Origin of the sequence: Streptomyces boncukensis (assembly GCF_011045075.1) — a bacterium.
Lineage (GTDB): Bacteria > Actinomycetota > Actinomycetes > Streptomycetales > Streptomycetaceae > Streptomyces > Streptomyces boncukensis.
The window spans coordinates 1-9,509 of sequence record NZ_JAAKZZ010000289.1; the positions used below are offsets into that span (position 1 = coordinate 1).

The window sequence follows — 9,509 nt, forward strand, 5'->3', positions numbered from 1 at the left end:
CCCCCAACCCCACCACCTACGTCGACAACCCACACACCTGGACCGACCCACTTGGTCTGGCACCCTGCGAGGAGGTTGACCCGAGGGACGTACGCTTGAGTCAGAACTCCGTGACGGGAGCGGGAGAAATTATTGCAAGCATGCGCACCCACGGTTGGGCTGGTGACCCCATCCACGCCGTGCGGATGCCTGACGGGAGCATCACAACTATCGACAACACAAGGGTAGTGGCGGCCCGTCACGCGGGGATCAACGTGAGAGCCATTGTTCACAAATTCGACGACCCCCTACCCGATCAAGGACAAATAGACCGTTTCACAACAAGGAAGGGAATACCTCAGTCTTGGGGTGACGCCATCACACTTCGCATCGGAAAGCAGGCAGCGGGTTTCCGCAATCAATACCCGATGGGCGGCCCCTGGACTGGTTGGGATGGTAATTGAATGGCCTTCGATCTACTCAACACAGATGACTTCCCGCAAGGATTCACCTACCCTCCTGAATTCTTGCGCGTAGTGGACCTTGAACTGACGAACCTGGAGCCATGGTGGATCATACAAGGTGACCTCCTCCGGCGGAGGCTTTCGGGCCTGAGAGAACGTTTCCCGTCCAGGCAGCTGATTCCATTCGCCAAGCGCGAAGACAACGATGATGTCGCGTGCTGGGACCTCGATATCGGCGGAGTCTCAATAGTTCACGACTTTGCTACGCCAGGCAGCGAACAGCGCGACCACTTCGATGACTTCAACGGTTGGCTGCGGAGAGCTCTGGAGGATCTGATTGAGCATGGCGGATGAAGCGGTGAGTGCGGCCAGTTGTTGGCCCGTTCAAATGGACCTTGACTTCAACCTTCGTTGAAGTTCTACGGTGCTCGCACCAGTGAGCGATCCGTTCCCAGGGGGTACCGCCATGACCGTCCAGCACGCCACCGACGCCGAACTCGCCGCGCAGCCCGTCGGGTACATCTCCGGGCTGGCGTACGAGGCCGTCATCTCGTTCATCCGCGCCCAGCAGGCCGAACTCGGCTACACCCAGCCCCAGTACTGGCTGCTGCGCAACCTCTCCGTGAACGACATCTCGCCGGACGGCCACGGCATGACCATCCCCGAACTCCAGCAGGCCATGAGCGCGTACATCAGGCCCGAGGACGACCTCAAGGCGGAGGCGGACGCGCTGGTCGAGCGCGGATGGCTCACCCGCGACGCGGACGGGCGGCTCTGGATCACCGAGGCCGGAGAGGAGTTCCGCGCCGGCGTCAAGCAGCACATCCCGGCGATCCGGGGCCGCATCCACGAGGGCATCGACGACGCCGACTACGCCACCACCGTCCGCGTGCTCACGCAGATGATCCGGAACACCGGCGGCACCCTTCCGTAAGGCACCGTCAGCAGTACGGCGCCTGGCCCGTCAGGGACGACGCCACTCCCATGAAGACGCCGAAGAGGCGGTAGAGGGCGGGAACCGGGCCCTCGGTCTCGACCGTACGGTCATCCCGGCGGCGCACCCCCGGTATCCCCTCCAACTGCTGGGCCACCGACGCCGACTGCCAGCGTACGGCCAGGGTGCGCGGCGCGTCGTCCGGCTCCGCCGGACGGCCCTCCGCCGCGGCCCGTACGCCCTCAGCCGCCGCCTCCTCGATCTCCTTCCACGCTTCCGCCGACGGCAGCAGCCGAGCGGCGAAGCGGTCCCGGGCGAACTTCACCGGCGCCGTGACGACGCCACCGTCCCACTCCGTCATCTCCGCGCAGGCCGCGTCGTCGCCGGAGAGCATCACCACCCGCACCCCGAGCGCCGTCGCCGTGGCGTGGGCGAAGCCGATCTCCCCCATGGGACGGCCGTCCAGCCACATGTCCTCGATCTCGTGGCCCATAAAGCTGTGGCTCAGCACCCCGAGCGTGCCCGCCCGCGCGTGGAAGCCGACGCACAGCATCGCGTCGAAGCCCGCGTCCAGGTCCTGCACCATGGTCATGGGTTTGGGCCTGCCGCGCACCAGCGCCGCCTCGGGGTGCAGCTGATCGACCAGCAGATTGCGCTGCGTGCTGTGGGCATCGTTGACCAGCACCTCCGTGGCGCCGCCCGCCAGCGCGCCGCGCGCCGCCGCGTTGACGTCCTCGGTCATCATGACCCGGCCGCGCTCGTAGTCCCGGCCGCCCATCTGGACGTCGTCGGCGCCGACCAGTCCCGTCACGCCCTCCATGTCGGCGCTGATGTAGACCCGCATCTCCCGCCCCTCCCGTCCCCTCAGCCTGTCCGGTCAGGGCAGGCTAACGGGTCGCCCTGGCAGGCCGGACATGCCGAGGAAGGTGGCCAGCCGAGGGGCCGACGCGCGGCGCGCCTCGTCTTCGAACCGCTCGCGGTGCTCGACAGGCAGAGCGGCAGCGATGCCCTCGATGGTGAGTTCTGGAACCTTGTCGCTCACACGTCCCTCCCCCACCGGTCCCGGCTGCGCCGGTTCGCCTCGCGGACCCTCGCGCTCAGTTCGCGGTCCCGGCGTTCGCGTACGAGGCTCGCCAGCGCCAGGAGGGTGGCCCGCTCCCGCTCGTCCGCCGACCGTACGACCGCCTCGTGCGTACGCCATGACCGGTGGCCCGGCCGTACGAGCGTGAGCCACCGGCCGTCGGCCTCCGCCACGAACGCGGGCTGGCCGCGCACCGTGTCGTACACCGCCTCGCCGCGCCGGTACGGGTTCACGACGGGGCGCCCGCGTGCTCCCGGGCGTGGTGGGCACGCCACAGCACCCGGATGTCCACCGCCGAGCTGGCGTCCCGCGTCCGCTCGGCCAGGGCCAGCGAGCGCGCGTAGCGTCGGCAGACCGAGCAGCCGTCCACCGGGCGGGGCGGCGGAAGTTGGGGGAACACGTCGTCGTCCATGGCTCGTCCGTTTCCGTCTTTCGTCGTTGCCGTGACGAGCTTCACGCCGTGTGCTTACGCTTACTAGGCGTAGCCGTGTGCGGACGAACGAAGGAACAAGCGGATGCCAGCAGCGCGCGAACTCAACCCCTCCCGGTCCCTCGCCACCTTCATCGGGCACAAGATCCGCCGTGGGCGCGAGTCGCGCGGCTGGAGGCAGGAAGACCTCGCAAGCAAGGTGTTCATCTCCCGGGTACGGGTGACAAAGATCGAGCTGGGCACCGACCCGCCGAACCCCGCCCTCGCCGGTCGGTTCGACAAGGTGCTGGGCTTCGAGGACGAGTTGACCAACCTGTCGACCGTCCTCATGAACTCGGCGATGCGGGACTATGCGAAGACGTATCTGTCCCGTCAGCTTGAGGCGGCCACCATGCACGACTTCTCGGTCGTGGTTCCGGGCCTGCTCCAGACCGAGGACTACGCCCGCGCGATGATGAGCGTGGGGCTGGCGGGAGACACCTCGGAGATCGAGCGCGCCGTTGAACGCCGGGTCGCTCGCCAGCAGATCTGGGCCAGGGAGGATCCGCCCTGGATGTGGATCATCCTCGACGCCGCTGTCCTGTCCCGCGCGACCGGCGGCAGGTCAACGATGCATGGGCAGTTGAAGAAGATCCGCGAGATGATCGAGCGGCCGCACATCAATGTGCAGATCCTCCCCATGAACACCACCGGCATCGCAGGCTCCACGTCCCTGCTCACCATGCCGAACGGTGACCGGGGGGCGTACACGGAAGGCTTCCTCACCGGCGCGTACTCAGAGGAACTGAGTCAAGTCGCACGGGTCCAGCGTGTCTATGATCAGCTTCGCGCCAGCGCGTTGAGTGCGGACGCGTCCGGAGAGCTGATCGAGAAGGCAATCGAGGAACACACATGATCGACCTGAGCGCTGCCAGATGGCGCAAGTCCAGCTACAGCGGCAACGACAACGACAACTGTGTGGAGGTCGCCGACAACATCCCCGACCCCATCGTCCCCGTACGGGACTCCAAGGTGCCCCAGGGGCCCGCCCTCATCTTCGGCGCGGATGCCTGGGACGCCTTCCTCTCCACCATCCGCTGACTCCGGGCACGGGCAGGGCCCCGCCCGGCGGACGCGGCGGGGCCCTCAGCCCGGATCCACCAGCCTGATGCCGGTGAGTCAGCGCACCAGGCAAGGGGGCTCTCCCAGTACCTGTATCACCAGGATCTCCCAGACGTCCAAAAAGCCTGTCAACCTGGTTGAGTCGAAACCGCCGAATGGCAACCGTGTCGGCGCCCTCTTCCACGGCTGAAGGGACGGAGTCCAATGACGGACAAGCAATTCATCACTCACCCAGAACTTTTTGATCTGAGTGGGAAGTACGCCCTTGTCACTGGCGGCACCAGGGGCATTGGGATGATGATAGCGCGCGGCCTTCTCCAGGCTGGCGCCCGCGTCGTCATCAGCTCACGCAATGCAGACACCTGCGCGGAGGCACAGCATCTACTGTCCGAATTCGGCGACGTTCAAGCAATCCCCGCCGACCTGTCCAGGCACGACGACTGTCAGCGCCTCGCTGATCTTGTCAAGGCCGACTCGGAACGCCTGGACATCCTTGTCAACAACGCGGGAGCCATGTGGCGCGAGCCGCTGGCGACGTTCCCGGAAGAGGCGTGGGACGCAGTGATCGACCTCAACCTCAAGTCGCCGTTCTGGCTGGTGCAGGCGCTGCTCCCCGCACTTCGCAGCGCGGGCACCGCCGACGACCCCGCGCGGATCATTAACATCGGCAGTATCGCCGCCGTCCACGTCGCCGAGTCGCCCAACTACTCGTACGCCAGCAGCAAAGCGGCACTCCACCAACTCACCAGGGTGCTTGCCAGGGAGCTGGGCCCCCAGCACGTCACGGTGAACGCGGTAGCACCGGGAGTGTTCCCGTCGCAGATGATGGCGCCCGCGCTCGATGCCATCGGCGACACGATCGCGGCGGCGACCCCTCTGCGCCGGATCGGCCGCGACGACGACATGGCGGGTATCGCCGTGTTTCTCGCCAGCCGGGCCGGGGCTTATCTCACGGGCACCATCATCCCGGTAGACGGCGGCACCGCGACGACGGCATCGGGTACCCCTTAGGCTGTAAGGTGGGTTTACGGTGAGGGGATGGCCACAATGGAGCTACGCACCGAGATCCGGGAGTTTCTCAGCTCGCGTCGCGCCCGCATCACACCCGAGCAGGCGGGCCTGCCCGCTTACGGCGGCAACCGTCGGGTCAAAGGGCTGCGCCGCGAGGAGGTAGCGCTCCTGGCGGGGGTATCGGTCGACTACTACGTGCGCATGGAGCGCGGCAGCCTCGCCGGTGCCTCCGATGGCGTGCTCGACGCGTTGGCCTCTGCCCTGCAACTCGACGAGGCCGAGCGCGATCACCTGTTCCACCTCGCGCGCCAGTCCAGGGCGCCCAACGGCCCACGCCGGCGTCGGCCTGCCGTGACGGTGCGCTCGACGCTGCAGCAGGTGCTGGACGCGATTTCCGATGCGCCGGCCTGGATCGGTAACGGCCGTTATGACGTGCTCGCCATGAATCAACTCGCTCGCGCGCTGTATTCACCGGTGCTGGCCGACCCGCGACGGCCCGCGAACACAGCACGGTTCGTCTATCTCAACCCTGAGGCGGCCAGAGATTTCTTTGTCGACTACGACCAAGTTGCCGGTGCCGTGGCCGCGAAGCTCCGCATGGAAGCCGGCGGCAATCCGCACGACGAGGAGCTGATCGCCCTCGTCGGCGAACTGTCAACGTGCAGTGAGCTGTTTCGGCAGCGGTGGGCATCTCAGGACGTGCGGCTGCACCGGTCCGGCCGCAAGCGTATGCGCCATCCGAGCGTGGGACAGCTCGACTTGGACGTCGAGTCCCTGGAACTGCCCGCCGAACCCGGCCTGCACCTCAACGTCTACACCGCGCCCGCGGGCACACCGGCCGCTGACAATCTGGCGCTCCTGGCATCGTGGGCGGCCACTCAGCAGACGCTGGCGACCGAGCTCGAAGCACACAACGGATAGTCCATCCCTTCAGCCGTACCGGTCAGCGGACCATGACGTGAAGACGCCGATCCGGCAGTTCTCCGTCCGCCCGGCGGTGCCGGAGTACTGCCGCTGCACCCCCGCCGGCCTCACCCCCGACCCACGAGCTTCTTGAGCCTGGCCAGGTCGGCGGCAACCGTGTCGGCGTCACGCTCGAAGTCGGCGTCGCTCATCTCCGGCTGTCGGCGAAGAGTGAAAACCACCTCGCTCGCGCTGCCGTCGGCGATCACGCGGACGGGATTGTAGACGGTTTCCCCAGAGGGCAGCGTGACGTCGTGGTCGAGCACACCCAACTCGTTACGAGGGCCGAAGGTGACCACGACCCGCCCCATAGGGGAGGAATCCGCGACCCATTGACCGTCGATCTCCTCGATAGAGCACCCCAGACCATGAGCCCACGCGGGCAGGTTGGCCGGGTCCGACGCATAGGCGTAGACGTCGTCGGCGGTGCGGTCGATACGAACGCTGAGATGGCGGGATTCTCTGCCGGTGCTGTTCATGGTGGTGACGGTAGCGGGCCGCCAGCACCGGCCTCTTGAATGAATCGGACATGAGCGAACCGGAACCGTCGGGTCCGAGGCGGTGGCGTGCCGCAGCGGAGTTCCTACAGGGTCAGGACCAGCTTGCCCGTCGTGCGGCCGGTCTCCCCCGCCTCGTGGGCCTTGGCCACGTCCGCGAGGGGGAAGGTGCCCGCGATCTCCGCGCGCAGCGTGCCCGCCTCCGCCAGGGCCGCGATCTCGCGCATGCCCTGCTGGTCGTGCTCAACGATCATGGGGACGGCGCGGACGCCGAGGCGGTCCGCCTCCGGCTGGAGCGCGGGGGCCGTCTGGGCCAGGATCGTCACCAGGATGCCGCCCTCGCGCAGCGTGGGCAGGGAGCGGGCGCCGATGTCCTCGCCGACGGTGTCGAAGGCGACGTCGACGTCCCGGACGGCCTCCGCGAAGTCCACCGAGCGGTAGTCGATCACCTCGTCGGCGCCCAGTCCGCGGACGAACTCGTGCTTGGGGGCGCTCGCCGTGCCGATGACGTACGCGCCGCGCGCCTTGGCGATCTGGACGGCGAGGTGGCCGACGCCGCCCGCCGCCGCGTGGATCAGGGCACGCTGCCCGGTGCGCAGCCCGGCGGTGTCCACCAGGGCCTGCCAGGCGGTGAGCGCGGCCAGCGGGAGGGCGCCCGCCTGGACGTGGTCGATTCCGTCCGGCTTGGGGACCAGCGCGCGGGCGGGCGCGAGCACGTACTCCGCGAAGGCGCCCACTCCGTTCGGGTACGGCAGCATGCCGAAGACCTCGTCGCCCACGGCGTGCAGGGCCACCCCGAAGCCGGTCTCCTCCACCACGCCGGAGACGTCCCAGCCCAGGACCAGCGGCAGGGGGGTGGTGACGGTCGTGCGCCGCGACCGGTTCTTCCAGTCGGTCGGGTTGACGCCCGCCGCGCGCACCCGGAGCAGGACCTGGCCGATTCCGGGCTTCGGCCGCTCCAGCTCGGTCTCCTTCAGTACCTCGACGCCGCCGAACTCGTCCTGGGCGATCGCTCGCATGGTTCGTTCCTCTCACTGGTCACGCTGGTTATGGGTCCATGGTGGTCGTTCCGCGCCGCCGGGGAAATGGCATGATTGCCAGCTAGCGCTATGATCGTGCCATGGCTGATGTCGCAGCACCGCCGCACCGTGTCGCCGTTCTCGCCCTGCACGGCGTGTACCCCTTCGAGCTGGGCATCCCGGACCGCGTGTTCGGCTCCGCGAACGGCCGGTACGAGGTGGTCACGTGCAGCGTCGACGGGCGGCCGGTCCGCAGCAGATCCGACTTCGACATCGCCGTCGCGCACGGCCCGGAGGTCCTGGAGACCGCCGACACCGTGGTGATCCCGCCCTGCGCCATCGGCGCCGAGGGCGTCTGCGACGCGGGGCGCGACGCGCTGCGCCGCATCCGCGCCGGGACCCGGATCGTCTCGCTGTGCACCGGCTCGTTCGTGCTCGCCGCCGCCGGGCTGCTCGACGGCCGCCCGGCGACCACCCACTGGTACGCGACGGAGGACTTCCGGCGGCTCTTCCCCGCCGTGCGGCTGGACCCGGACGTGCTGTTCGTCGACGACGGCGACGTGCTCACCGCCGCCGGAGCCGCGTCCGGCGTCGACCTGTGCCTGCACCTGGTACGCAAGGACCACGGCAGCGAGATCGCGAACCGGGTGGCCCGGGTGTGCGTCGTCCCGGCGTGGCGGGACGGGGGCCAGGCGCAGTACATCGAGCGGCCCGTTCCCGCGCCGACGGCGGCCAGCACCGCACCGGCCCGGGAGTGGGCCCTCGACCATCTGCATCTGCCGCTCGCGCTGTCCGAGCTGGCCGAGCGGGCGCAGATGAGCGGACGGACGTTCGCGCGCCGCTTCCGGGAGGAGGTCGGCGTCAGCCCCGGCCGCTGGCTCATCCAGCAGCGGGTCGAGCGGGCGCGGCATCTGCTGGAGAGCAGCGACCTGCCGGTGGACCGCATCGCGGGCGAGGTCGGCTTCGCGACCGCCGCGTCGCTGCGCCAGCATCTGCAGGCCGCGCTCGGGGTCTCCCCCGCCGCCTACCGCCGCACCTTCCGGGCCCGTACGCCCCCGGCGCGCGCCCTGTCGCGCTCCCCGGAGTACCCCGTCAGCCGCGCGCTGTCGGGAGCACGATCTGGCCGGTGACGAAGCGGCTCCACAGACCCAGCGTCAGCGGCTCGCCGCGCGGCGCCCGGGTCTCGGCGTAGCTGTGCGTACGGCCGTCGGCGGCCTGTCGCGTCGCGCCGAACGACACCGTGAACCGGCTGCTCGCGCCCCGCTCGCCCGCCGGGGTGCCGGGGATCTCGATCCGCTCGTCGAGCGCCCAGCGGTAGGTGGAGCGGTACGGCGCCGAGACCCGCTCCAGGGTGTTCTCGAAGATCGCACCGGTCTCCGGGACGGTGATCAGCACGCCCCGGTTGCCGTTCGGATAGCGGGTGTTGAAGACCTTCACCTCCACCGCGCCGTCCTGCCCGTACGTCCGGGCGCGCCCGCTGCCGACGACCGACTCCGGGTCGCACGCGTCGAAACCGCGCTTCTCGATGGTGTCGCGGGTGCAGACCGGGAAGCGCTCGGGGTGCAGCCGGAGCGACTTGTCGAAGAGGAAGACGAAGCGGCGCGGGGCCGCGGGCTTCTCCCCCGAGGCCGTACGGCTGTGCCGGTCGAAGGTCACGGAGACGCCGCGCGCGGTGCCGGACTCGCGGCGCACCGAGGCGTCGAGGCGGTCGATGTTGTCCGGGCCCGCCACCTCCGGTTCGCTCGGGTGGGCCGGTCCGCGCGGCGCGGGGTCCGGGTAGCCGGACGGCGCGGGGGCCGACGCCGACGACGGGACGGCGAGGGTCAGGCTCAGCGCGGCCGCGCCGGCGAGTGCGGCGGCGCCGAGCGCGGTGGGACGGCGAAGGTGCATGGTGGCTGCTCTCCCTAATTCGTGAGTAGGCGGTTCCAGGGCAGCCCCGTGAAGGGCTGCTGGACTGACTGATGTGGATGGGTTTCGCGGTGGCCGCGTGGGCGCCGGATGGACTCCTGTGTTCTCCCGGCCCGCTGAGG

General features: G+C 69.1%; 14 protein-coding genes. 7 read left to right on the top strand and 7 right to left on the bottom strand.

Translation table 11 applies throughout. From position 1 onward, the window contains the following. Positions 1 to 443: 443 nt before the first annotated feature. Positions 444 to 797 carry a hypothetical protein gene (locus G5C65_RS23790; RefSeq protein ID WP_165300957.1) on the top strand — a complete coding sequence of 118 codons (354 nt, stop codon included), beginning with the start codon at positions 444 to 446 and terminating at the stop codon, positions 795 to 797. Positions 798 to 909: 112 nt separating this feature from the next. After that, complete coding sequence (locus tag G5C65_RS23795) at positions 910 to 1,377, top strand: MarR family winged helix-turn-helix transcriptional regulator (protein WP_165300958.1); 468 nt, start codon at positions 910 to 912, stop codon at positions 1,375 to 1,377. A 7-nt stretch (positions 1,378 to 1,384) separates the two neighbouring features. On the opposite strand, the gene G5C65_RS23800 is transcribed toward G5C65_RS23795, so the two are convergent. The 4 genes from G5C65_RS23800 to G5C65_RS23815 are packed head-to-tail and all read right to left on the bottom strand — an operon-like array spanning position 1,385 to position 2,870. Beyond that, a complete protein-coding gene (locus G5C65_RS23800) occupies positions 1,385 to 2,221 on the bottom strand; it encodes a M55 family metallopeptidase (protein WP_165300959.1) in 837 nt (278 codons plus the stop codon). 33 nt (positions 2,222 to 2,254) lie between these two features. Further along, positions 2,255 to 2,419, bottom strand: coding sequence for a hypothetical protein (locus G5C65_RS23805; protein WP_165300960.1), 165 nt, complete (start codon positions 2,417 to 2,419; stop codon positions 2,255 to 2,257). Then, entirely contained in the window at positions 2,416 to 2,691 is a 276-nt protein-coding gene (locus G5C65_RS23810; RefSeq protein ID WP_165300961.1) for a hypothetical protein, read from the bottom strand. Before G5C65_RS23810 ends, G5C65_RS23805 begins: the two co-directional genes overlap by 4 nt. Then, entirely contained in the window at positions 2,688 to 2,870 is a 183-nt protein-coding gene (locus tag G5C65_RS23815) for a hypothetical protein (RefSeq protein WP_165300962.1), read from the bottom strand. Before G5C65_RS23815 ends, G5C65_RS23810 begins: the two co-directional genes overlap by 4 nt. 103 nt (positions 2,871 to 2,973) lie before the next feature. On the opposite strand from G5C65_RS23815, the gene G5C65_RS23820 reads away from it, so the two are divergent. From G5C65_RS23820 to G5C65_RS23835, 4 genes are all read left to right on the top strand, one after another. Continuing rightward, positions 2,974 to 3,783: a helix-turn-helix domain-containing protein gene (locus G5C65_RS23820; protein WP_165300963.1), complete on the top strand. Its 810-nt coding sequence runs from the start codon at positions 2,974 to 2,976 to the stop codon at positions 3,781 to 3,783. Beyond that, the gene (locus tag G5C65_RS23825) at positions 3,780 to 3,968 is read left to right on the top strand and encodes a DUF397 domain-containing protein (RefSeq protein ID WP_206442197.1); all 189 of its coding nucleotides are present in this window, start codon (positions 3,780 to 3,782) and stop codon (positions 3,966 to 3,968) included. The genes G5C65_RS23820 and G5C65_RS23825 overlap by 4 nt, the downstream gene beginning before the upstream one ends. Before the next feature lie 225 nt (positions 3,969 to 4,193). After that, a complete protein-coding gene (locus G5C65_RS23830) occupies positions 4,194 to 5,000 on the top strand; it encodes an SDR family oxidoreductase (RefSeq protein WP_165300964.1) in 807 nt (268 codons plus the stop codon). A 36-nt stretch (positions 5,001 to 5,036) separates the two neighbouring features. Continuing rightward, entirely contained in the window at positions 5,037 to 5,921 is an 885-nt protein-coding gene (locus G5C65_RS23835) for a helix-turn-helix transcriptional regulator (RefSeq protein WP_206442198.1), read from the top strand. A gap of 110 nt (positions 5,922 to 6,031) precedes the next feature. Here the strand turns inward: G5C65_RS23835 and G5C65_RS23845 are convergent, their stop codons facing one another. Together G5C65_RS23845 and G5C65_RS23850 are read right to left on the bottom strand one after the other, a co-directional pair. After that, the gene (locus G5C65_RS23845; protein WP_165300966.1) at positions 6,032 to 6,442 is read right to left on the bottom strand and encodes an SRPBCC family protein; all 411 of its coding nucleotides are present in this window, start codon (positions 6,440 to 6,442) and stop codon (positions 6,032 to 6,034) included. Between the two features lie 104 nt (positions 6,443 to 6,546). Next, positions 6,547 to 7,479 (bottom strand): NADP-dependent oxidoreductase, encoded by a 933-nt coding sequence (locus G5C65_RS23850; RefSeq protein WP_165300967.1) that lies wholly within the window; start codon positions 7,477 to 7,479, stop codon positions 6,547 to 6,549. Positions 7,480 to 7,580: 101 nt separating this feature from the next. Here G5C65_RS23850 and G5C65_RS23855 point away from each other — a divergent pair, with 101 nt between their 5' ends. Then, on the top strand, positions 7,581 to 8,609 hold the full coding sequence (locus tag G5C65_RS23855; protein WP_165300968.1) for a GlxA family transcriptional regulator: 1,029 nt from the start codon (positions 7,581 to 7,583) through the stop codon (positions 8,607 to 8,609). Here the strand turns inward: G5C65_RS23855 and G5C65_RS23860 are convergent. Then, positions 8,572 to 9,369: a hypothetical protein gene (locus G5C65_RS23860; RefSeq protein WP_165300969.1), complete on the bottom strand. Its 798-nt coding sequence runs from the start codon at positions 9,367 to 9,369 to the stop codon at positions 8,572 to 8,574. The two genes, G5C65_RS23855 and G5C65_RS23860, sit on opposite strands and share 38 nt — an antisense overlap. Positions 9,370 to 9,509 lie beyond the last annotated feature (140 nt).

Coding starts and splice junctions, on each gene's coding strand:
- G5C65_RS23790 (WP_165300957.1), top strand. CDS start 444: ATGGCCTTCGATCTACTCAACACAGATGACTTCCCGCAAGGATTCACC.
- G5C65_RS23795 (WP_165300958.1), top strand. CDS start 910: ATGACCGTCCAGCACGCCACCGACGCCGAACTCGCCGCGCAGCCCGTC.
- G5C65_RS23800 (WP_165300959.1), bottom strand. CDS start 2,221: ATGCGGGTCTACATCAGCGCCGACATGGAGGGCGTGACGGGACTGGTC.
- G5C65_RS23815 (WP_165300962.1), bottom strand. CDS start 2,870: ATGGACGACGACGTGTTCCCCCAACTTCCGCCGCCCCGCCCGGTGGAC.
- G5C65_RS23820 (WP_165300963.1), top strand. CDS start 2,974: ATGCCAGCAGCGCGCGAACTCAACCCCTCCCGGTCCCTCGCCACCTTC.
- G5C65_RS23825 (WP_206442197.1), top strand. CDS start 3,780: ATGATCGACCTGAGCGCTGCCAGATGGCGCAAGTCCAGCTACAGCGGC.
- G5C65_RS23830 (WP_165300964.1), top strand. CDS start 4,194: ATGACGGACAAGCAATTCATCACTCACCCAGAACTTTTTGATCTGAGT.
- G5C65_RS23835 (WP_206442198.1), top strand. CDS start 5,037: ATGGAGCTACGCACCGAGATCCGGGAGTTTCTCAGCTCGCGTCGCGCC.
- G5C65_RS23845 (WP_165300966.1), bottom strand. CDS start 6,442: ATGAACAGCACCGGCAGAGAATCCCGCCATCTCAGCGTTCGTATCGAC.
- G5C65_RS23850 (WP_165300967.1), bottom strand. CDS start 7,479: ATGCGAGCGATCGCCCAGGACGAGTTCGGCGGCGTCGAGGTACTGAAG.
- G5C65_RS23855 (WP_165300968.1), top strand. CDS start 7,581: ATGGCTGATGTCGCAGCACCGCCGCACCGTGTCGCCGTTCTCGCCCTG.
- G5C65_RS23860 (WP_165300969.1), bottom strand. CDS start 9,369: ATGCACCTTCGCCGTCCCACCGCGCTCGGCGCCGCCGCACTCGCCGGC.